Consider the following 24,132-nt stretch of genomic DNA (forward strand, 5'->3'; position numbering starts at 1 on the left):
GGAAAATTACTTTTAAATGGTAATTTACCGGGTATCATTTAATTTTTGCGAAGACACCCAAGCCCTTCGATTTCCCAAAACCGTCATTATTCCTATGAGAAAAAAAACATTAATTCTATCGCTATTGGCGATTTTGTTTCCACTTTTTACTTCGGGTCAAACCATCCATTTTCAGCTTCCCGATCTCGAGGCGCAAAACGGGGATGCCCTCCAAATCCAAATTACGACTACGGGGTTTGACGAAATGGTGAGCATGCAGTTCTCCATCAACTGGGACCCTACTGTGATCACTTATGTTTCCCACCAACCGGCTGATCTCCAAAACGTAGCGATAGGCAACCCTGAAGCCGAGTTGGGAAAACTAAGGCTTTCCTGGTTTGATGTGGAAGGAAATGGGTTTTCCTTACCGGACAATGCTTCCATTATTGCTTTGAACTTTTTGGTTATCGGAACTGCAGGAGACTATACCGACCTCAATATAACGGATGATCCTCTCGCCATTCAAATTTTCCAGACTACGGATACCCCCGGAATTTTCACCCCCGTGAGCGTGGATCAAACTGCCGGATCGGTAACCGTAATTGCCCCCGGAACCATTTCTACCAATAGCCAGGCAGTAAGTTGCTTTGGTAATAATGACGGAAGCATCAACCTTTCTGTACCCGCTGGAGAGAATTATTCTTTTAACTGGACCGGACCGGACAATTTTTTTGCAGATACTGAAGACCTTCAAAACCTTTCTGCCGGCGATTATCAGGTTACGGTGACCAACGATTCAGGGGCCATAATTTATGAAAATACCGTTACTGTTATCCAGCCCTCACCCATGCTGCTTCAAAATATTGAATTAACTCCTGCCACCTGCAATCAGCAGGTTGGCACGGCCGATATTTTGATCACCGGTGGTGTTCCCCCGTTTTCATTTGACATTGGGAGTCAGAATAACAATACAGGTATTTTTACCAACCTTTCCGCCGGCAATTATGCCCTCACTGCCACGGACAATAACCAATGCACCCTGGTCGATACTTTCTTTATTCAGGCAGCGGATGCCCCCCAGGTTGACCTGGGGGAAGACGTGGCAATTTGTGAAGGAGAATCTGTGGTACTGGATGCCGGCCAATATCTTAATTATCAATGGTCAGACGGAACGGCTCTAAATACTTTGACCGTCAACCAATCGGGGACCTACAGCGTGACGGTCAGTAATGACCCTTCCTGCCCGGGGACAGCCGAGATTGAAATCACCGTGATGAACATCCCGAACCTGTCCATTGAAAACGACAACCTGAATATTTGTCCGGGCGATTCCCTGCAGCTTGAAATATCGGGAGGAACCACCTACTATTGGAGTGGACCGGTAAATTACCTCAGCGCGGTAAATGTTGCTGACCCGATTGCCTATCCTGACAGCACAGTGTCTTTCCAGGTGATGAGCGAAAACGAATGTGGTTCGGATGAAATGGAAGTTGAAGTAGTGGTCGTAGCGGTCACGGCAGCAGCGGGCCCGGACACCTGCATCATCCTGGACACAGAAGCAAGGCTCATGGCTTTCGGTGGGGTTAGTTACTTCTGGCATCCCAATGAATATCCGGTGAGCGATGACGAAATTTACGATCCTGTGGCCCACCCACTAGACAGCACCACCTATTTTGTCACCATCATCGATGCCAATCACTGTGAAGTAACCGACTCGATGATCGTTTTGGTCGCCACTGACCCACTTTCAACTATAAAGGCCGTCAATATGATCACCCCGAACGGGGATGGAAAAAATGATTTTTTGATGTTTAAAGGCCTGCAAAAATTCGGTCCCAATTCACTCAAAATTTACAACCGGTGGGGGGCACTGATCTACCAGAAAGTAAACTACCACCACGATAATGAAGTATTCGACGGCACCTATAAAAACAAACCTCTTCCCTCTGGTAATTATTATTACATTTTATCCTTCCAGTCGGGAGAGATCAAGCAAAAACTTACCATCGTCCGGGACTAATAAACATCCCTGACAGCCTGTATGAACTCCTTTGTTTTAAAAATCAATAAGATCGTCATGTCAAAAAAAATACTTACCATTCTCATAGTTCTCCTTCCATTACTTAGTTTTAGCCAACAACTACCGGAACGTAGCGTATTTGACGAGACCAACTTCCTGTGGAACCCGGCTATGACTGCCCCCTGGGAGTATTGGGAGATGGGAGCCACCTACCGGCAGTCGTGGGTAGGATTTGAAGATGCTCCCCGAACAGCAACGCTCAATATGCAATATCCGATGATCAAGGAAAATATGGCTATGGGTGGTTTTTTCCTACATGACGATATCAGTCCATTAAAGATCAACACCTTTGCCATGACTTATGCCTACAAACTCCGGCTTGGCGGCAAGCAGCAGTTGTCATTGGGGGTCATGGGAATAATGAATCACTTCCTGGTCAACGGGCTCGAAGTGGTCGTTAATGACGATGATGATGAATTACTGCCGGGTCCGGAAGGTAACTTACTATCGCCCAATGTCGGTTTTGGAATATTTTATATCAACAATACCGGCGGTAATTTTGAGGGCAACTCATTTTACGCAGGACTGGCCGCCAACCAGCTCCTTTCCACCGATATAGTATTTAAAGAGTTCGGCAGTCCTGGAAATTTCAAGAGGGCATTCCATGGCAACGCAGTACTTGGCTACCGCTCCATTTCCGGGGACATCCTCATAGAACCGGCATTGTGGATCAATTTCAGCACCCCGGGCATAACAGATGCCAATTTTTGTCTAAAATTTGAAAAAAGGGAATCTTTTTGGGCAGGACTGAACCTGTCGTTCAACCAAACCCTGTCGTTTCAAGTGGGATATATTCTCACCAAAGGCATTGTAAAGGATGGCTCGCTTAGGGTGGGCCTCGCCGGTTCATACAACCTCGGTCCCTTTGCAAAAGCCCGGGGTATTGGATATGAATTTTACGTGGCGTACAGATTTGAATTGTAAATAAAAGGGGAAGGAGATTATTTTGTATCTTGCTTCACAGATTTAACCCTAAAACAAACACCTATCCATATGTCAGCACTATGGACGCCTGATTTTTTAGACAATAAACGCCAATTGGCAGACCCCCTCGCAGATGGTGTGCTCGATACGCTGGTCGAAAAAACCGGTAAAGAAGCCGCCATGGCCCTTTTTGAGGAACTCACCCGCAACGTTGAATTACCCATCAAAGGTCGTTTCCCTGAAGTGGACGAATTTATCCAATCAACCACTGCCCTGCCTTCGTGGGCCGATCCTGACAAAATAGCCCTTGCCAACCGCTTTTTTACCGATCATGGCCCTAAATTATTGATCCTTTTATACCATAAATCCCTTCCCACGCTTTATGTTGATGCGAAAGGAGCACAGGTTCTTGTCCAAACCGGGCGGCTGGCACATGATGAAAAAACAAAAAATGTCTTTGCGAGGAGAGTGGCAGAAACCGGACAGTTTTTATTGGATGTAATGCACAAAGGAGCATTGTCGCCCAATGGAACGGGAATTGAGGCCACACAAAAGATCCGGCTGATCCATGCCTCTGTAAGGAGTTTTATCCCTCAGGCGCATTGGGATGCCACAACGCTGGGACGCCCCATTAACCAGGAAGACCTGGCTCTGACACTGATGTCTTTTGGTGCACTGCTCCTGGAGGGGCTTGATACGCTTGAGATTGAATACACGAAGGAGGAAGCAGAAGCTTATATTCATCACTGGAACGTCATAGGTTATTTTATGGGGGTTGATGAAAATCTTCTTCCTGCTTCCAGGGAGGAGGCCGATAAATTGATCAGGATTATCCTGGACCGACAGGCAGCTTCGTCGGAAGCAGGCATCATCCTGGCCAATGCGCTGATTGACTTCGCCAAATCGAATATACCTTTCGAGCGGCTTGAGAATACTTCCCTATACCTCATTCGTTATCTGATTGGTGACAGGTATGCCAAAATGCTCCAGGTAATTCCACAAGAAGGTTGTATCGGAATTCTGGTTCCTGAAGTCTTAAAAAAATTATTTAACCTGGGAGAACGGCTCGAAAACAAAGTAAACCTCCCCATGAATTTATTCATCGATGAATTCTCCAAAATCGCCACAAAAAAAATGGTCGATTATTTTGATGGGTACAAAAACCGAAATTTTGTGATCCCAAAAGAGTTTATGAAAGCCTGGTTTTGATCATGGAGTCTTAGGCATCTTTTTATTTCCCTTAGCATTTACGGGGCTTTATGCGTTTTTTACAATAAAAGAAAAAACTGATAATCAATAAATTATAAAATTATTTACTCCAAAATTAGCTTTAACAGAATTAATAGCTTAGCTTTGTATTGAGTAACGGGGTTCTGTAATCCCGATTAGCTCATATTTTTTATTATTTTAATTTTTTTTTATGAACATTTTTGTAGCAAAGTTAAACTTTGACACACAGGAGTCCGATTTGCAGGATGCATTCGCTGAATACGGTGAAGTAGATTCTGTAAAAATTATTATGGACAAATTTACCGGCAGGTCGAAAGGCTTCGGTTTCGTTGAAATGCCTAACGATGATGAGGCACAAAATGCTATTAATGGCTTAAACGAATGCGAATTCGACGGAAGAACCATTGTAGTTAAAAAAGCCGAGCCAAGAGAAAAAAGAGATAGCCCACGTGGTGGCGGCGGCGGCGGATACCGCGGCGGTGGCGGCGGTGGCGGCGACTACGGCAACAGAAGATATTAGAATTTATTTATTCAACATATTTTTTGTGTTTAACTGGAAGCCTCTGTATGATTACAGAGGCTTTCGTCATTTTAGCCTATAACGCTTTTGTCGCCTATCACTCCGGCACTACCATTTCCAAAAAGATCGAATCGATTTTTATTCAAACCACCACCACAGGGCTTTATTTTAAAAAACCCTAACCGCCAACAAGACTTCTGCCTCAATGGCCAAAGATTACGTTCCCTAAAACAGTATTCAGGCCAAAAGCATAATAAATGACAAATAAAAAAATCAACCTCGAAAGGATCTTTATGCTATTGGTAAACTCGTAAAGCCAGTTTTCAGCCGTAAAATATCTGATCAAAAAATAGATGCCGGAAAGCCCAAGGCAAAACAACAACATCGAGTTCCCAATGATGGCCATTTCTTTTTTCCCTTCCCAATCCATGGCCCAAAACAGGATACCCATAAGAATGATAGAAATGCCCATTCCAAAAAAGGTGGCTATTAGTTTATCAATTGCCCTGTATTTTAAGGCTTTGAAAAAATACCAGGAAAGAAAGATGTAAAAAAAACACGCAATGGAAAATCCCATTATGGTAAGCGTTGATACATTGAACAACACCCCGAACAAGCCGACAAAAAGGGGCAAAAATTCCAGCAGCAGGGCAGGTGTCCGATATCTCTCATATTCGACGGCCTGCACGGTATTATGCTGATCTGAGGTTTCGCTCATAGAAATTATTTTTTGGATTTTAACAGCCTAATATTTTGCCGACTTTCCATCGGGAAGACTCTCCCGGATAAAAGTCCTGATATCCTCATTGGCAGTCTCCAGGTCCTCCTTTCTCAGGTACATCATGTGCCCGCTCCGGTACCCCTTAAACCTGAAACGGTCTTTCATCTTACCGCTGGGATCGATTTGCCACATGGTGTATTTTGCACTGAAATAAGTCGTGGCTCCATCGTAATACCCTGATTGGAACATGACTTTCAAATAAGGATTCTCCGCCATAGCCTTCCGCAAATTATCGCGGGTATTGTTATTTTCCGAATTCCACGGATTGACCGGCCCGAACATATTGTATTTCACATCGGTCTTGAACTTCAAATGCTCCCGGATGTAATAATTGATGGCAGGGGTAAAAGAATGTAACCAGGAAGTGAGTTCCGGGCTATAATCGGGACTAACGCCGGCCTCCGTTCTGTCCAGGCCCAGGTAACGGGAATCCAACCGTCCAATAGTATGCCCGCTTTCATCTCGCAACAATTCCTTCCAGAAAAAATTTGTCGGCACGTCCAGATTGTGCTGAAGGATCACTTTCGTGGAAAGCCCGGAATAATAAGCCATTTTTTCGGCGACAGCCTGCTTTTCGTTTGCTTCAAGGAAACCTCCTTTTGCCAGAGCAGGCATTAAAACATCCAGGGTAAAAGCTTCCACTTCGGGCAACAATTCCAACAGATCTTTTTGCTGAAGCTCAGGAGACAGCACTTTATGATACCAGGCCGCTGCCGCAAAGTAGGGGAAATGAGTCGCTGAAGCAATGGGACTGTCGGAGGAAAATACTTTGTAGTCCGCCGGAGAGACCATGATCACCCCGTTGAGGTACATCCACTGGCGTTCCTGCAGTTCCAGCGCCAGACCGGCCACCCGGGTGCCTCCGTAACTTTCTCCTATCAGGTATTTTGGCGAAAGCCATCGCTCCTGCCGGGTGATAAAAGTATTCAGCCAGTCGGCAAGGTACTTGATGTCGGCGTTGATCCCGAAAAATTGTTCCTTTTTGACTTCCTCTCCCTTTTCGGGAATGGTCCTCGAATAACCCGTATTCACCGGGTTGACATAAACGATGTCCGCCACATCTAAAATAGAATATGGATTGTCATGAACACCATAGGGCTGCAGCGGGTATCCTTCTTCATCAATATTGAGCACCTTAGGCCCGGTATAAGCTATATGCATCCACACGGAAGCCGAACCCGGCCCGCCGTTGAAAGACATGATCAAAGGCCTTTCCGCAGGGTTGGCAATATCCTCTCTTTTGTAATAGGTATAATACAAAGTAGCGATTGCCTTTCCGCCCTCGTCCCAGACAGGCTGGGTCCCTGCGGTAGCCGTATAAGCTATTTTTACCCCTTTTACAGTAGCCACATGATGAGTGATCACCGCCGTATCAACAGGAATGGTTCTGTTTTGAGACAGTACCTGCAGCGCACAGCCGCCCACAAAAAACAATAAGACAACAATTTTTTCTATTCGCATGATTTTGGATGTTTTAAAACCAGGTGCCTCACCCCCTCACAAAAACCTCCCCACGAAGCAAAAACCACCCCGCTTGCGGGGTCAAATTTGACGAAGACACGCTACCCCAGGCAAAACCTCCTCCCGTCAAATTTGGGGGTGGCCTCCCCCTCACAAGTATTCCACACACAAAAATTTCATCTACCCCCCGGCATCCGCCTACTTTGAACTGTGGGCCAGGCGGAAGCCAAGGCCGCTGCTCCCGTAGCTGGCGAGCCAGATGTCGCGGTAGGAGACCCGGCAGAACTCCGCGTTGCCGTTCCAACTGCCGCCGCGGTCCACGCGGCGAGAGCCTTCACGAGGTCCTTTCGGATTACGCTTAGAACTGTTCTGATAATAATCTGCTCCATACCAATCACTACACCATTCCCAAACATTGCCACTCATATCATACACTCCAAGCGCATTGGCCATTTTCCCTCCGACAGGATGTGTTTTTGAACCTGAGTTTTCAGCATACCACCCCACAGCATCCAGGTCATTGCTTCCGGAATACACATACTGCCCCCCTTTTGTTCCCCCTCGCGCCGCATACTCCCATTCCGCCTCCGTAGGCAGTCGATATTCTTTACCCGTTCTTTTATTCAATTTTTCGATAAAGTCCTGTACATCATCCCAACTCACATTTTCTACCGGACATTTAGGGCAATTTTGGAACTCACTCGGATTATTCCCCATTACAGACTCCCACAATTCCTGCGTCACCTCGTATTTCCCTATAGAAAAAGCATCGAGCGTCACTTCGTGAAGTGGACGGGCGTCCTGGGGGCAATTCCCCTGATCCCCTTTTTCTTCCTTACACCCCATCTGGAAAGTACCGCCCGGCACGCGAATCATTTCCGGTTCGCGGAAGGGAGGCGGGGCCTGGGCATTTTCTTTTGGAAAATCCTGTTTTTTCAACCCAGCATAATCATTCGTTGAGCATCCGTTTTCATCTACCGTATCCCCTTGCCTGGTATTGGGGCAAGTGTCCTTATTGTCGGGTACGCCGTCTTTGTCGGAGTCTTTTGGCGCAGCCGGGGCGGAAGGAGCGGCCTGTACCGCATTATAAAGGTCCTGGAATGTAATGATACTTTTTTTCGTTTGGTCATTAATGACAATGGAGTAATTCACTTCTATTTCCTTAAAAACCTGATTCAATGTCACATTATCAACGCCGAGGTCAGCGATGAATTTTGAGGAAGGATTGATCACATCTAAATTGAGTCTGACCCTTATGAATTGTTTTAATTTTTGGTATTCAGCGGTCTCTTCTTGGGATTGAGGCAGAGGAGTATCTTCCGGCTGTTGATCAAAGATGATCTCCACACGCCGTTCCATCGCGGCAATTATGGCATAGACGGAATTTTTCGGGTCATTCAAATTATCCGAAACATATCTTGGAGCCTGCTCCTCCCCAATAGACGTCAACGCAAGTGTCAGTTGACCGGAATCGATATAGGGCATCAAAACCCCTCCCTCAAAGGCTGATGCCATATTTACCACAAAATCCACCCGGCGCTCGGCGATTCTTTTACTTGCTGCAGCCGGGCCTCTTGGGTCATCGAATCCCCGCAGGCTTATTTTCATCCTTTCTCCATTTTTTAACTTTTTCAACAGGGAGTTAAAAGCATAATTTAGGTCCCTTTTTACTCCATTGACTTCCTGATCAAAAAATTGGGATACTCTTTGGGTCGCAATAAATGCGTCCTCCGCACTTAATCCGACGGTAAGTTCGCTGATATACGATTGTTTTTGCTTGTAATAATCATCTATCACTTTTTCGAAATAGGAGAAAGGCTGCCCCTTGCCAGCATCAGTGGGCTTTTCGTCATCAAAATAGACGGACAGCGGCAGAATCAATGGATCTCCCATTTGTGGGGTCAGATAAACTTCAATATCCGAAGCCTTCCTGACGTCAAAAACGTGTTCATCAGGAGGATACCCCGGCTTGTTGGCCACAATGCGATAAGTTTTTCCTTTTACCAGGGTTAAAGAAAATTCATTTCCTGTAACATTTGACTGACTATCTATCAATTGTTCCCTGCCCCTTGACAGTCTTTCGTACACCGTAACGGTTGCCCCAAACAAAGGCTCCTTTGTCATTCTATTAAAAGTCAACACCTTTATGTTCAGCTTTTCTTCCTTCGGTGCCTTGACCCGGGGATCAACTGTTGCAGGAACCTCTTCACTGTCCTTGAACAACAAATACTCTAAATGCGGATAAGTGGATAAAGTATCAAAAAACAGGCTGTCAGACTCATTCAGGATTTGCCGGTAATGCACGAAAGCCGAGTCCCTGTTTTCTTCGTAAAAATGGAGCAGGCCATTGGCATGCAAGGCATCGAGCTTAACAGAATCCAAAGCGATGGCCTGCTGAAAATAATTGTGCAATCGGTCCGCTTTGGCCTCCGTGAAATCGTTTTTTTCCAGCATGTCATTGTACAGGGCCGCTCCGACGTTGAACCACAATTTTCCTTTATTGGTTCTGGCCAGTTCGTAATCGGAATCAGATTCCAAGGCCAGGTCAAACCCACTGTTAACGGCTTCAAGCACTTTCTTCAGGTTGGAAGAATCTCCGCTGGTTTCTTTTTCAATTTCCCCCAGCAGTTCGTTTTCGTATTGGGTTACACTGGCGTTGTTGTAAATGGCAGCACTGTCCAAGGGGAGTGTTTCCTGTACAAAATGGTACAGGTTTTCCAGTTCCCCTTCGTCACCAACCACTTTCAGTGTTTTTTCATTCCCGAAGGCCATTTGGTACAACCGATCGGTGCCATCGACTTTCCAGATAAAAAGAAAAAGCACGATAAAAAGCACGGTGGCTGAAATGGCTTTAATAAAATCCGGCGTAACCAAAGGCTTTTCAGGTAATTCGGCCGGTTCGTCGCTTTCCTCCAGGAATTGATCCAGGGTAGGAACGGGAAGTGCCATTTTCGACATCATGGACGATTGGGCGTAATCCTCCTCTTGGGCAGCCATCGCATGCCTTTGCACGGCGGTTTCCAGTTCCTCCACCTGTCGTTTATCCAACAGACCGTTTTCCAACAAATAGCGGATGTCGGCTTTATGGGAAGCGTCTTGGGGGCTTAGGGCAAACCGCTGCACCGCCAGCTGGCTGTTCAGCTCGTAATTGGCATGGCTGTCCTTTACTTTGGCTTTGATGGCTTCCAGTTCTTCCCGGACCACCTCGCGGGCCAGACGCTCCGTGGTTTCGTCCAGCTCGCGGAGCAATTCTATCCGCAGGCTTCCCGGCAAAATACCCGACTGTAAAAACGGAATCCGGGCCAGCAACAACAGCTTATCAAAAGTCACCTCAACTCCAACGGGTTTTAGTGCTTTTCCTATGGCAATGGTGGTTTCCCACCTGGGTTGAGGACAGACCGCCAGGGCGCACAACCATTTATACACATCCGGATGATCCTTCAAAAAGGACTGGTATTCTTTCAGCCGGTGCCAACGCCGGCGGTTGACGTCCGCTTCGGCACGGTCAGCGAGGAGCCCTTTTTTCCATGTTTCAAAATTCGGCTGGTGTTCGTCCTGTGCCCCGCCACTCTCAATATAATTCATGGCCTGACCGAGACCAAGAATGTCTGCAGGGAAAACCGGGAACAGGTGGTGCAGGGCCGCTTCCTTCCATGTCCAGGATTCAGGAGGAAGAGGCGTGATGAGCAGTCGTTCCTTCCATGCCTTCAGCACTTTGCGGGGTTTTTCCCTCAACTGCCGGCCCCCGTTCCCAAAAGGATCCAGCAAGCCATGGGCATCTCCCATCACCACGAGCCTGTGGTGCTGAAACATCCTGGGTAGCATGACATCATTAATCCCCTTTGGATAGTATTTATTCCAAAATCTGTTAAAATCGGTATTGTAATAAAACGTATCCAGGAGAACGTCCTTGCCCTTGAGAAAGGTGATGAGGTATTCAAACAACCTGGCCTGGTGGCTCTCCATGGATTGTTCATCGATCAAAAAGAGGTATTCGGTTGGCTGAGTGTCCTTTTTCTCCAGCAGTTGAGGAAATCCTCCGCCCTCAATGGTGGCTTTGACCGAACCCGGGATATCCAGACTACTGCGCAATCCTTCCTGCCTGGAACGCATGGTATCTGCAAAGCGGAACAATTGCTGGCCGACCTGGATAAAAGCATCCTGGGAACGATAGGGAATCAGGTAAGGTCCCTTGTCTGTTGATTTGAAATGATCGGGCAGGCCATCTTTTTCCTTTTCTTCTTTTTCAGGTTCAGGGGTTTTTCTGGCAAACCAGCGAACCCAATAATAAACAATGGCGAGGGCCAGCAGGCTCATCAAAACCCAGGTGGCCCAGCTGAAGGAAGCAGAAGGGGCTAATTTGTCTTTTTCCAGGGTTTTTAAAGCCAGGAAAGCCTTCTCCTGCCCTATGCTGACCTGGTTGCGCAGGACGGTTTCACAATAACCGGCTGCATTTTCATCCACGACTCTTACTTCTATTTCATAGTTGCCATTCGATTCAAAGGTATGTTCTACAGTGAAACCTTCCACCGGTGGGGTTTCATCATCGAAGTCCCAGATGGCACGCAGGGTATCCTGGCCAGGTACGGTTATGCCGAACGGTATGGCTTCCCCTTTTTGACCTTCCTTGGGTATCCCGGGCTGTGATAAGATGACCGGTGGGCCTCCTGCACATTGTACCAGGAGAGGATTCGAAAAAGTATCTCTATGCATCGTTTTCTTATCCTCATAGATCAACTTTACGGTTTTTCGGTAATTTTTTCCGGGTTGGGGCACTTCGAATTGCCAATGGAAGGAGGAACTGTCCTCCATGGCCGTTTCACCTGTCTCATCATCGAGAAGGGACCAGTATAAATTTTGGGTAAGAGTATCTTCCGGAGGGGCCAGGTTCAGAAAGGTCACCGTATCCCCAATGGCTGCGGCAGATACATCTGCCCGAATGCCCCGTTCCGGAGGCGGCACCACAGTCAGAACCTTAAAAAGGCCATAACCGATCAAAACCATCACCGGCAACGTGATCAAAATCCACATCAGCCATTTGGGCATCCGCTCCCAAAAAGCAATCTCTTTTTCCTCAATTATTTCAAGTTCTTCCGATAATACGTCTTTGTGAAACCGATCGAACAGTTCGTAAAATTTCAGCTGTTCGGCAGCGCTTTTGGCCACCACGGGGCAGAGAATATATTTGAGCTGTTTGGAATCGTGAAGAAAACGCTTGCCGGGGCCTCCCAATGTTTTGAGCAAACGCAGGCGCATAGCAGGCGTGACGCGAAATCCTGCCATTTCGAGCTGCTGCACCAGACGGTCCAGCGGAAAGGCGTTATGTTGAGGTTGATTTTCTATGGTTTACTTTTTTTGAACCGCAAAGCCCGCCAGGAAGACGCAAGGTTCGCAAAGAAGTAATAATATTGCAGGCCTTGAGTCTCCTTTTGCGCTCCTTGCGGTTTATTACATTTTCTTCAACATATCTTCCACCGCCCGGAGATCCTCCTGCGTTTTGACGAGAATGGAAAGGTTATCCAAAATCTGTTCCTTTTGCGCCTGGGGATCCTTATCGAGAAAACCATTGATTTCGAGGATGCGCAGCCAGGCCACGAGTTCTGCTGTTGCAGGGGACTTTCGGACTGCCGTCGAACGAATGGTTTTGAATAATTTAAGAATTTTCTCCAAAGCTTCTCCGGTAAATTTCGTGCTTTGCCCGAGGTTGGCCTTGACGATCTGGGCAAGTTTATCTTCCGGGAATTCGATATTAAAAAACACACAACGGCGGAGAAACGCATCGGGCAGGTTTTTTTCCGAATTACTCGTCATGATGACAACGATCTGGTGTTCCTCTCCTTTTTTGATCTCAAAATTATCCTGCTCCTTGATGGCGAAACGATAATTCTCAATTTCATGCAAAATATCGTTGGTAAAATCACGGGGTGCCTTATCGATCTCATCGATGAGTACGACCATGCTCCGGGGATCCTTTTCCAAAGGTGTTTTAAACTTGCTCTGATCGACATGCTGCGGATTGGTTTGTGCAATCGCTTTTCCCAGGGCCTGCAATTCGATAAAATCAGCCGTATGGGCCGTAATCTCTCCTTTACTTTTCACATTAGCCGCCTGGAAATGGGACAAAGCATCATAGGTATAAAAAAGGTCCTTGGCGGATGAGGTCGTCTTGGTATTGAACACCAGCGGAGTCGGAGCAAATTCCGGGTAGGCATTCGCCAGTTCGGCCGCCACCTTGTAGGCCAGCAACGTCTTTCCTGTGCCCGGCTCACCGGTCAGCAAAAGGGGTTGCCCAAGCGCAATGGCTACTTCGACGGCATTGGTGAGTTTGTCTTCAAGGATGTATTTGTCCGATGAAAATTTTGGAATGTTAAGTTTTTGAATCTTTATGCTCATTGCTTGTTACTTGTTGCTTGTTGCTGGTTGCTGGTTGCTGGTTAAGAAACAAGTAACCAGCAACCAGCAACAAGTCTATTCTCCATTAATTTGTTCGATAATATCTTCCAGTTCGGGCTTTACATCATCCATGAAGTAAGCGCCGTTCTCTTCGTATTGCTTCATGTTTTCCAGGCATTTTTTGAGGAGTTCCTTGCGCTCCCTCGCCCGAGGCATAAATTGTTTGTACAAACCGAACCATTCCTCGATATCTTTCTCCTGCACCATGTCTAATTCCGGAATGGCCTGGACCCATTCAGAATCAGTCACCGTCTGCCTTACTTCATCTCTTACCTTTTGGCTGCCTTCCTCATAAATCACGGCAAAGAAAAAGAGAAAATTTGTCGAACGGCCGGGTATTTCTTCCCCGCAAAATTCTCTGATAAACCACAAAGCCAACTGGGGGATGATGACCGGATGCCAGACATCTTCTTCAATATTGAGAAATATCCATACATGATCCGCCTCAATATTGATCCGCGGGCAGTGTTCCAGTACGTAGGCAAAGTTTTTCTCTAAAAGGGGTTCATGCTCATTGGGCTGCAGCCCCATCGCTCCAAAGAAATAGGTCAATATTCCTTTTTTATAATCCTCAAGATCCACTCCCTTCCGGAAGGGAGGCACCACAATCGTCTGTGGGTTTTCGCGTTTGTGTAACCCGATATTGAGATGATCCAGGAGCTTTCCTTCCTTTTCAAAGGCGATGCGTTCAAACATGCTTTGGTGGGCATGAAATTCTTCCCCGTAAATGTAAAAAAACTGAAAGTGTTTTTCAGGCTTAAAAAAGGTATTGAAGGAATGGCTTTGATCGGTCCGGTTGATGGATAAACTATGGTAGTTCCTGAAAACCGGTGGATTGTCTTCCTGGCTACTGGTGGTCATCTCACATTCTTTCATAAAAAAGAGAATGGATTCACTTATTTTGGCCGATTCTACATTGAAAATTTCCTGGGTTTTGGTGCCCTTATGGAAATCGAGCAATAGTTTGTGATAGGCCCCGGACAACAATAAAATATCGTTGGCCAGTTTGTGATTCGGATTCTCGTCCACCCACAGACAAAATACTTCAACGGCTTTGTCGAGCTTGCCGCCGGCAATAAGATTTCTGATGTCGCCAAGTGGTGGAACGGCCACGGTTTATGAATTTTAGATGATCAAAGACATAAATTTATATAATTCTGGGCAGACATCCTATTTTTAGAAAAAAACTGCTACTCAATCTGCTTGTGATCCTGCTGATTGGCCCTATCCATATTGATCAAAACGGCCAGGCAAATAAAGAAGAAGCTACCCGCCTTATCTGTTTCAATCAGATCGTTGATGATGAGGAAGGCATCGATAATCACCAGGCACAAAAGAACGGTCATGACGATGTTTTTTCGCTCCCGATCTTTACTCTCGTGATAGATGTTCTCCCCTTTAGCAAGGGCATAAAAACTTAAAAAAAGAAATAATATCAAGCCCGGTACTCCCTGTTCCACCAGCGTCATTAGGTAATATGAATGGATACCGGACTTTTCAGGATTATCACTGACGTAGGTCTGAAATCCGGTAACGGTATAGGATTTGTAGAAATTATAAAAATTGCCCGGGCCAAAACCTGCCAGGGGATGATCCACACTCATCCGCATCCCGGCGACCCACCTGTGGAGTCTTTCCATGGTTGAAATGTCCTCCATCTTTGCCGTGGCTTCAATCAGGTTGTCAAAACGTTTATGAGCAATGGTCGTATCGTAATTGGGGGCATATTCAAGGTACTTATTGTCCACCACCATATAGGAAACCAGTCCCAACGCTGCGATAACGGAAATGGCGATTACCAATTTTACCAGTCGCAACCTGATCACTACATAAGCTCCTGCTGCAATGAACAGTGAGAGGTAGGCCGCCCGGGTATAGGTCAGATAAATGGCTCCAAGCATCAGGATCGTCACGGCCGTAAGCAACATCCTTTTTCCGCTCTTTTTGGGATACCAGAACCTGGCAAACCAAATAAAGGGAAAAAAAACAGAAAGGGTGGCAGCGTAATTAACGTGATTGCGTTGAAATGGCCACATCACCTTATTTACTTTGTCAAAGGCAAATCCATAAGTGGAATGCCTTGCTAAAATGATACAAACCGTTACTACCAGGGGAATCAAAACTACCCAAAAAAGGGTTTTGAAATCTTTCTCTGTTTTAATCAGATGTCCCGCCAAAAAGAAAAATACCGCCAGGTACCAGGTTTTCGCCAAAGAAAATTTAACGGAGACCAGTATATCCTGGGAAGTAAAAGAAGTGGCATAAATCCACCCGATATGCAACAATAAAATCAATGTTAAAGGATGGGTAATAAAATCTGCTTTCATCTCCCTAGGGTGTTTCAGTACATACAAGCCGAAAATAACCATGAGCGCCACCATTAGCGGCTCCGTGGGTAAATCCGTGCCCAGTCCTCCCGGCAAATGTATTTCTGTGGAAATGGGAATGAAAAACAACAAGAGAAAAAAGACCTTTTTAAAATCCAGCAGCACTACGTAACCCAATAGCAATAAAAAAGGTAACCCCGCCAGAAAATACCATTCTGTAGCTACGCCGGCAAATAAACTCAACAGGACCACTCCCGCATAAACCCCGAAAAAGGTTTGCGCTGTATTCCATCCTAAAAATATGTCGTTGAGCTTACGCATGCCGCCAGGGAAATGTAAAAGTTTGTTAAATCGTTGAAATAAGAAGCATAGGCTTATCCTTCCGAATCAGTTATTTGCCATCGTAAATTTCCTTCCAGTTGACATCTTTGTAAAACTCCAGTAAAAGGACACCTACAATGGAGAAGAAAAAAGCAACCATAACGACTCCGATGATAAGGAATTTGCGTTGAGGTCTCGATTTAATCACAGGAGCCTGAGCTTCTTCCACCAGGATCAGTGCCGGAATAAGAGCGTTGTAGGCTGCTTGATATTGTTTCAAACGTTCTTTATCCAATCCCAGGCTTTTTGTCGCTTCCATATATTGCCGGTCAAAATTGATCACCTGTCCCAGCCCTTCATTGAGCAGGTTCACTTTCTCTTTCAGCATGGCTACCTGGTTTTCGGTTCCCTTGATTTGGGCACTTAGAAATGAGATCGTATCCCTGGGAATCCCGGGAATTTTTTTCAGGGCTTCCAGGCGTGAAGCGGAGGAGGCGAGATTAGACTCTGCAGTAAAATACTGGTCCGAAAGGGATTCTGTCTGTGCGTCGGCATTGTAGATATTATACCTGCCCCGGAGGACGGCCAGGGTGTCGCCCAGGATCTGAAGTAAAGCTTCTTTAGATTGGATATCTCCCTGATAGGTAGCGATGGATTTGGCCTGACTGTCCTTGATAAGCCGTTGAGCAATTTCATCAATTTTGACCCGGGCACTTTGGGTCATCTCGGCAGCCAGTTCCCTGTCTTTATCTTCAATGGTAAGTTCAATCGCGTCTTTACTGGTTCTTTTTACATCATAATGCTTAGACAAGGCCAGCCTAACGTAATAAGGAGCTTTGACTTTTGTGGAATCAATATCATAATGTTGGTAAAGATTGAATTTCTGAACCAGGTAATCGCTGAGCTCCCTGGATTCGGCAATGGTCAATATCCTGTCGATATCTTCATCCTCACCGTAATATTCGAGTTCGTTCCCCGTTTCCCCGAAAAGCAACTCGGGTTTGGCCTGGTCAGGGCTGGCCACCAGGAACACTGTCGTCGATTCGTAATAAACCGGCAATACCAGCGAAATGATTACCCCTCCAATTCCCGCAATAAGGCAAGTAATAAAAATTTGCTTTTTCCATTTGAAAAGCGTTTTTAATACTCCCAGTAAGTTATTTTGTTCCATTGAGATAACGTTCAGTTTTATTATTTTTCGCAAAAGTAGGAAAGATTCTGATGATTGAGCGGAAAGTACCGGTACTATTGACTATCGGTCCGTTTCAGTAACTCAACAAAATGGCGCATGTTTAATACACGAAATAAAAACGCGAGTACCATTCCGATAGATGCACACAGCAAAAATTTAACAACCCAATTCCCTGGGACATAACTCTCAACAACCGACGCAAGGAGCATAAAAGCAATCGTAAACCCCGCCAGTGCCAATAATTCCCGACGTGGAAAGGATAGGTCCAACAGCTTCACAGCCAGTACCAATTGCAGGATAAAAACAAAAAACTGGGTGATACAGGTGGCCACTGCCGCGCCTTCAGCAAAATATTCAGGAATAAAGAACCAATTGAGTGTAAAATTGAGCACCAGCCCAAACACAAAAATGATGTTCATGCCTTTTAAATTACCGTTGGCGGTCAACAACGTTCCAAAAATATAACCTCCGCTAACAGCGATAAAACTGATGATGAGGTAACCAAGTACAGGTCCTGATTCTGCTGTTACATTATCGTAAAGCAAGTGCATGATCTCTTCCCTGAAAAACCATACCGAAATGGCAAGTGTCACAGCTCCCGTCCAAATCAGGCTAAAGCCCGTCCTGGTTAACTCCTGGATACTCTTTTGTTCTTTTAACAACCTCGAAAACATCGGTAACAAAAGGCTGGCAAAAAGATACCCGAACATATTGGCCGCATCCAGTAATCGATAGGCAGAAGCATAAATGTCCGCCTCAAAACGGCCATCCGGCAGCATCCTTTCGATCATCACGCCATCGAGCCGGGTATAGGCTGTCATCAGGAAGATGATCAATGCATAGGGATAACTTTGTTTGAAAATCAATAACCAGAAGACGGGCTTAAAGCTCCATTTGAACCACTTCAGTTTTTTATATGCGATGGCAAAAGCCACCATCCCTGTTGCCCCAAGGGAAAAGGTCTGTGCCAGGGCAAACCATTCGATTTCAAAAACTCCCCCCGTCAAAGGGCTCCACAACAGTACTCCGCAAATGATAATGAGCAACAATTTGTCGAGTACCGAAAGCATGCTATCCACCCTATACATGCCTAGTGCTGAAACATTGGAGCGCAAATAGAGGAGGAAGGAAGTTAAAATCCAGTTTAAGGCAACCAGGAAAAGCAGGTTGTTCCAAACGGCCTCAAATTTCAAAATGGCCGCCACGATAAACACCACCACCAGGAAAACGAGCCCCATCAGGGTCTTGAGTACAAGAATATTAGGAAAGTATTTATCGATCAGGTGCCTGGATTGGGAAATATTTCGGTTGTTAAAGTTCTGAATACCGAAATCATTGATGATCTGGAAAAGATAGGTAAAACTGAACAAGGTGAAATACATGCCATAATCACCGTCAGCCACTACATTTTGAATCGTCCTGTCAATACCAAAAATATAAAACGGTTTGATCAGCAAATTGATGACCACCAGGAAAATGATATTGACGAGAAATTCTCTGTTCATTAATGTAAAATCGTTTAACCAGGGTCAAAGGTAAAAGTATTCCCCGACAGATATCCGGGGAACGGCTGAAATTTAAAATGGGAAAGCCACGAATGCGCAAATTCTATCGTGCATTCGTGGCTTTCCCATTCCCATCAGCTCCAAAGGAGGGTTTAAGATTTATTATTCCGGTTCAAATCCAAGGATGATACTGAATTTACCGGCAGCTTTGAATTTACTTCCGTCAACCGCGGTTTCGAGATCCTTATCAAAACCGAATCCATAATCGAATCCAAGCAAGCCAAACATCGGCAGGAAGACGCGAAGTCCCACTCCTGCAGAACGCTTGATATCAAAAGGATTGAAATCACGGATGCTTCTCCAGGAATTACCTCCCTGGGCAAAAGCCAGCACATAAATGGTTGAACTTGGGTTAAGAGAAATGGGGTAACGCAATTCCACCGTAAATTTATCAAACAAGGGCGTTGCCGCGCTTTGACCATTCAGCTGGTTATTTTCCAGGTCGGTGATTTCATACCCTCTAAGAGAAATGATATCCACCCCGGTAAAAGAGAACTGCTGGTTGTTGATCCCGTCTCCACCGATCTGGAACCTTTCAAAAGGCGAGGTACCCAGCACTGAATTGTATTTTCCGAGGAATCCAAACTTCATGGATGCCTTGATCACGAATTTTTCTCCGAGGGGCGCATACCAGTCGGCATTGATACGCCATTTGTGGTATTCCAGCCATTTGAATCTTTCGGTAGCAGGAAGATCAGCGTAATTCTTGTCGCTAAACAAAGAATAAGGAGGGGTAAACTGCAAAGAAACAGAGAACGTAGATCCTTCTCTTGGAAAAATCGGGTCATTGACGGTCGTTCTTGCAAGGGTTTGAGTGATGCTGAAGTTATTGAAATTACCTTCAGAAACATATTCCCCTTCATCCGTGGTAAATCCACCGAAGTAGTTGTTCAGTTTGATGGTCTGAATATTGATGGCTGTACTGGACACGAAGTTATCATCCGGCCAGCTCAGTCGGGTACCCAGACTTACACTTCCATTGAGGATTTCAAAACTGCCGTAGGTGGAAAGGCCTTTAGTACCCCGGGTAATCTTGTTGTAATACCCGCCAACCGTCAGGGAGTTCGGTTTTTTGCCTCCTAACCACGGTTCTGTAAATGAAATATTATACGATTGATAAAAACGTCCATTGGATTGTGCCCTCAGCGACAGACGTTGTCCATCCCCCATTGGCACAGGGCGCCAGGCATTCTTTTTAAACATATTGCGCAAGGCAAAATTGTTGAAAGACACCCCAAGCGTACCGATGACCCCCTGGTAACCTCCCCAACCTGCTGACAATTCGAGCTGATCGGAAGGCCTTTCTTCGAGGCTGTATTCAATGTCCACGGTTCCTCGCTGAGGATTTACCGGAGTATTGATGCCAAGCGTTTCCGGGTTAAAGTATCCCAGGTTCATGATTTGGCGCTGGGAACGGATGATGTCCGTTCGGCTGAACTTCTGCCCGGGCAGGGTTCTCAATTCACGGCGGATGACGTGCTCATGCGTACGATCATTACCTTTGATGACTACCTTATCAATGGTGGCCTGGGGGCCTTCAAATATCCTGATTTCCAGGTCGATGGAATCTCCTTCGATGGCGACCTCTACAGGATCTACCTGGAAAAACAGGTAACCGTCGTCCATATACAAAGTACTCACATCACGTCCATCCTGGCTAAAACTCAACCGATTGTTAAGCAATTCCTGGTTATAAATATCTCCTGAATTGATGCCCAGGATCTGGTCAAGCTTTTCGGAATCATGGATGGAGTTACCCTTCCATGCGATATTCCTGAAGTGGTAACGGTTGCCTTCTTCGATATTGAGCTTCAGGACCAACTGCCCTTTGTCATTACGCCACATGGAATCACTGAGGATGCGAGCATCCCTGTACCCTATGGTATTGTAATGCGCAATGATGCTGTTTTTATCCGCCTGGTAGTCGTGTTTGATAAATTTTGAAGAGGAAAAAATACGCTTTTTCCATTTGGTCTCCTTCATTTGTTTGCGGAGTTTCCTCGGGCTCATATTTTCATTCCCCTCAAAGATAATGTCCGCAATTTTCACTCTGGGGCCCCGGTCCACGTTAAACGTCAATCCGACCGCATTGATCCTTGAGGTATCCTTGAATTCATCAACAGTGACCGCGGCATCAAGAAAACCTTTGCCAATAAAATACTTCTCAATAGCCTCTGCCGCATTGGCTTTGACGTTTTCGGTCACAATTCCCCCTTTGAGTACGAATTTATTGACTTCATCATTCAGGTCGTCATGTTTGGACTTTTTCACGCCTTTGAATGAATGTTTTGACAAACGGGGGCGCTCAACCACGAGTATCTCCAAAAAGATCACATCACCGATGGTTTTTTCTTTAAGAATCTGTACATCGGTAAACAACCTCAGTTTCCATAATTTTTTTATCGCCTGTGGGATATCGGGACCCGGTACGCGGATTTTATCCCCCACTTTCAACCCTGACACCCCGATTACCGCATTGTCATCACTATATTCAGCTCCTGTTACCTTAATGCCTCCGATTTCAAACTCTGTGGGCTCATCATACTCGTAAATCGGTGTTTCGTCTGTTGTCTGAGCAAATACTCCCGCAGACAGGGTGACAAAAAGGAGCGCAAAAATTACTATTCTCATATAATTCTTTAAACTTTTAATAAAATAGAGGCAGTTATCAATCAATAGGTTGTATGTATCTGCCATCCTTCCAAACTAAGTTTTGAGTTGTTCGCTGGTTTTTCCAAACCTGCGTTCTCTGTTTTGAAACTCAATAATGGCTTTGTAAAATTTTTCTTTATCAAAATCAGGCCAGTAAACGGGAGTAAAATACAATTCAGCGTAAGCTATTTGCCAAAGGAGAAAATTACTTAGCCTGGTTTCTCCGCTGGTCCGAATGAGCAATTCAGGATCAGGAATACCTTGAGTACTGAGTGCGTTGTTAAAAATATTTTCGTCAATATCGTCGGGTTCCAGCTTTCCGTCCCTGGTCTTCATGGCAATAGCTTTGGTCGCCTCAAGGATTTCCCATTTTGCGCTGTAGTTGAGCGCTAAAACGAGCGTCATCCTGTTATTATTTTTAGTAGACTCAATGCCCTCCCGCAAAGCTTTTAAAGTTTTAGGAGGCAGCCGTTCCAGGTCTCCAATAGCCTGTAGTTTAATATTGTTCTTATTGAGGGTTTTTACTTCATTGTGGAGCGTATCCACCAGCAGTTTCATCAATGCCCCCACCTCATATTTGGGCCGTTTCCAGTTTTCGGTGGAAAATGCATATAGTGTAAGGTATTTTATACCAATCTCAGCAGCAGCCTCGGTGGCTTCCCGAACTGCTTTAACACCATTGCGGTGTCCAAAGACCCTCGGCATATTATGTTCTTTTGCCCAACGGCCATTCCCGTCCATTATTATGGCAATATGCTGAGGCAGTCTTTCAACGTCTATCTGAGATCGTAAATCCATATATAAAAAATACCGCCCTCAAAAAATCGTACAAAGCTACGAAAAGATAGGAAACTGTCAGGATAATTTTCAATTTCTCGAAGACAAATGCAAATTTTAAGGATTCAAGAAAGTTTTTTCATACCTTGCGGCCAATTTTGTAAAATAATCAATTGACAATGATCCGAGCAGCAATAACCGGAGTTCATGGATACGTTCCTGAATATGTTTTGACCAATCAGGAACTGGAAACCATCGTTGAAACCAGTGATGAATGGATCACTACAAGAACCGGAATAAAAGAACGAAGAATACTCAAAGGCGAAGGTCAGGGGACATCAGTCATGGGCATTGAGGCCGCAAAAGGGCTACTGGAAAAAACGGGCACACATCCTGAGGACATTGAATTGGTCATTTGTGCTACCGTCACCCCCGATATGATTTTCCCCGATACGGCCAATGTCATCTCTTACGCAGTAGGAATGAAAAACGCCTTTACTTTTGACCTGAGTGCTGCCTGCTCCGGTTTTCTTTTTGGGTTGGAAACAGGCGCTAATTTCATCGCTTCGGGCAGATATAAAAAGGTTATGGTGATCGGAGCCGACAAGATGTCTTCCATCATTGATTATACAGATAGAACGACTTGTGTGATTTTCGGGGATGGTGCAGGAGCAGTCCTGCTGGAACCCAGCAAAGATGAGAACGGCGTGATGGATGCCATCCTTCAAAGTGACGGCCTCGGCGAAAAATATTTAAAACAGAAAGCGGGAGGATCACGGTATCCTGCGACGACGGATACGGTTCTTGCACGTGAACATTTCATTCAGCAGGAAGGCGGTCCCGTTTTCAAGGCCGCAGTAAAAGGCATGTCGGATGTAGTGACAAGGATTATGGCAAAACATGAACTTGAGGAAAAGGATGTTCAGTGGCTAGTGCCTCACCAGGCCAACCATCGTATTATTGAGACGGTTTCCAAAATGGCTGATTTCCCTATGGAAAAAGTCATGGTAAACATCCATAAATACGGAAATACCACGGCAGCTACTCTTCCTCTTTGCCTTTGGGATTACGAAAATCAGCTAAAAAAAGGAGACAATATCATCCTCACTGCCTTTGGAGGCGGCTTCACCTGGGGAGCAGTTTATATTAAATGGGCAATTTAATTTTTGTATCTTTGCACCGTTTTGAAAAAATCTGCATAAATTAGATGAAATTATGCAGCATAATTTATGTAATGACCGGGTAAATTAAGCCAAAACAATCCATAATTTATCCGCTTAATTTTTAAAAGGATTATTTAAAATGGCATCAACTTCTGACATCCGTAAAGGATTGTGTATCGAATTTAACAACGATACTTTTACCATTGTGGAATTCCAACACGTAAAACCAGGAAAAGGTAACGCTTTTGTCCGTACTAAACTCAAGAGCCTTACCACAGGAAGAGTCATTGAAAACACTTTTCCTGCCGGACACAAAATAAATGATATCCGAGTAGAAAGACGTCAGTATCAATTCCTGTATGCTGATGAAATGGGTTACCATTTCATGAATACGGAGACCTACGAACAGGTGAATCTTTTGGAAGCGATGATCGAAAATGCGCCATTACTTAAGGAAGGTACGATGGTTGACATTCTTTTCCATGCTGATAATGAGACCGCACTGACGCTCGAAATGCCCCAATATATTGAGCTTGAAATAACCTATACAGAACCCGGAGCCAAAGGAAACACCGCAACTAACGCACAAAAAAGCGCCACGGTAGAAACAGGTGCTGAAATTCGTGTACCTTTGTTTATAAATGTAGGAGATTGGGTTAAAGTTGACACCGCAACCGGATCTTACGTCGAACGTGTAAAAAAGTAGT

16 protein-coding genes are annotated in these 24,132 nt (G+C 45.4%); 6 read left to right on the forward strand and 10 right to left on the reverse strand.

Features of this window, described 5'->3' with window-relative positions:
• The first annotated feature begins 94 nt into the window (after nucleotides 1-94).
• From H6571_13450 to H6571_13465, 4 genes are all read left to right on the forward strand, one after another.
• Complete coding sequence (locus H6571_13450; protein MCB9324738.1) at nucleotides 95-1,999, forward strand: gliding motility-associated C-terminal domain-containing protein; 1,905 nt, start codon at nucleotides 95-97, stop codon at nucleotides 1,997-1,999.
• Between the two features lie 57 nt (nucleotides 2,000-2,056).
• Nucleotides 2,057-2,983, forward strand: a complete 927-nt coding sequence (locus H6571_13455) for a PorP/SprF family type IX secretion system membrane protein (GenBank protein ID MCB9324739.1) — start codon at nucleotides 2,057-2,059, stop codon at nucleotides 2,981-2,983.
• Between the two features lie 69 nt (nucleotides 2,984-3,052).
• The gene (locus tag H6571_13460) at nucleotides 3,053-4,192 is read left to right on the forward strand and encodes a DUF2236 domain-containing protein (protein ID MCB9324740.1); all 1,140 of its coding nucleotides are present in this window, start codon (nucleotides 3,053-3,055) and stop codon (nucleotides 4,190-4,192) included.
• Nucleotides 4,193-4,403: 211 nt separating this feature from the next.
• Nucleotides 4,404-4,733 (forward strand): RNA-binding protein, encoded by a 330-nt coding sequence (locus H6571_13465; protein MCB9324741.1) that lies wholly within the window; start codon nucleotides 4,404-4,406, stop codon nucleotides 4,731-4,733.
• A gap of 202 nt (nucleotides 4,734-4,935) precedes the next feature.
• Here H6571_13465 and H6571_13470 read toward each other — a convergent pair whose 3' ends face one another.
• From H6571_13470 to H6571_13515, 10 genes are all read right to left on the reverse strand, one after another.
• Nucleotides 4,936-5,451 carry a hypothetical protein gene (locus tag H6571_13470; protein MCB9324742.1) on the reverse strand — a complete coding sequence of 172 codons (516 nt, stop codon included), beginning with the start codon at nucleotides 5,449-5,451 and terminating at the stop codon, nucleotides 4,936-4,938.
• A 27-nt stretch (nucleotides 5,452-5,478) separates the two neighbouring features.
• On the reverse strand, nucleotides 5,479-6,975 hold the full coding sequence (locus tag H6571_13475) for a carboxypeptidase (protein ID MCB9324743.1): 1,497 nt from the start codon (nucleotides 6,973-6,975) through the stop codon (nucleotides 5,479-5,481).
• A gap of 198 nt (nucleotides 6,976-7,173) precedes the next feature.
• Nucleotides 7,174-7,851 (reverse strand): formylglycine-generating enzyme family protein, encoded by a 678-nt coding sequence (locus H6571_13480; protein ID MCB9324744.1) that lies wholly within the window; start codon nucleotides 7,849-7,851, stop codon nucleotides 7,174-7,176.
• Nucleotides 7,852-12,423: 4,572 nt separating this feature from the next.
• Nucleotides 12,424-13,368: a MoxR family ATPase gene (locus H6571_13485; protein ID MCB9324745.1), complete on the reverse strand. Its 945-nt coding sequence runs from the start codon at nucleotides 13,366-13,368 to the stop codon at nucleotides 12,424-12,426.
• A gap of 75 nt (nucleotides 13,369-13,443) precedes the next feature.
• Nucleotides 13,444-14,541 (reverse strand): hypothetical protein, encoded by a 1,098-nt coding sequence (locus H6571_13490; protein ID MCB9324746.1) that lies wholly within the window; start codon nucleotides 14,539-14,541, stop codon nucleotides 13,444-13,446.
• Between the two features lie 77 nt (nucleotides 14,542-14,618).
• Nucleotides 14,619-16,076 carry an O-antigen ligase family protein gene (locus H6571_13495; GenBank protein MCB9324747.1) on the reverse strand — a complete coding sequence of 486 codons (1,458 nt, stop codon included), beginning with the start codon at nucleotides 16,074-16,076 and terminating at the stop codon, nucleotides 14,619-14,621.
• 70 nt (nucleotides 16,077-16,146) lie between these two features.
• Nucleotides 16,147-17,247, reverse strand: a complete 1,101-nt coding sequence (locus H6571_13500; protein MCB9324748.1) for a hypothetical protein — start codon at nucleotides 17,245-17,247, stop codon at nucleotides 16,147-16,149.
• Between the two features lie 74 nt (nucleotides 17,248-17,321).
• Nucleotides 17,322-18,773 carry an oligosaccharide flippase family protein gene (locus H6571_13505; protein ID MCB9324749.1) on the reverse strand — a complete coding sequence of 484 codons (1,452 nt, stop codon included), beginning with the start codon at nucleotides 18,771-18,773 and terminating at the stop codon, nucleotides 17,322-17,324.
• Nucleotides 18,774-18,935: 162 nt separating this feature from the next.
• Nucleotides 18,936-21,464, reverse strand: coding sequence for an outer membrane protein assembly factor BamA (gene bamA, locus H6571_13510; protein MCB9324750.1), 2,529 nt, complete (start codon nucleotides 21,462-21,464; stop codon nucleotides 18,936-18,938).
• Between the two features lie 75 nt (nucleotides 21,465-21,539).
• A complete protein-coding gene (locus H6571_13515; GenBank protein ID MCB9324751.1) occupies nucleotides 21,540-22,283 on the reverse strand; it encodes an isoprenyl transferase in 744 nt (247 codons plus the stop codon).
• A 152-nt stretch (nucleotides 22,284-22,435) separates the two neighbouring features.
• Here H6571_13515 and H6571_13520 point away from each other — a divergent pair, with 152 nt between their 5' ends.
• Both H6571_13520 and efp read left to right on the forward strand, forming a co-directional pair.
• On the forward strand, nucleotides 22,436-23,425 hold the full coding sequence (locus tag H6571_13520) for a ketoacyl-ACP synthase III (GenBank protein MCB9324752.1): 990 nt from the start codon (nucleotides 22,436-22,438) through the stop codon (nucleotides 23,423-23,425).
• 139 nt (nucleotides 23,426-23,564) lie between these two features.
• On the forward strand, nucleotides 23,565-24,131 hold the full coding sequence (efp, locus tag H6571_13525) for an elongation factor P (protein ID MCB9324753.1): 567 nt from the start codon (nucleotides 23,565-23,567) through the stop codon (nucleotides 24,129-24,131).
• Nucleotide 24,132: the final 1 nt, after the last annotated feature.

The sequence above is a fragment of the Lewinellaceae bacterium genome (assembly GCA_020636105.1).
In the GTDB taxonomy this organism is placed as follows: Bacteria; Bacteroidota; Bacteroidia; order Chitinophagales; family Saprospiraceae; genus BCD1.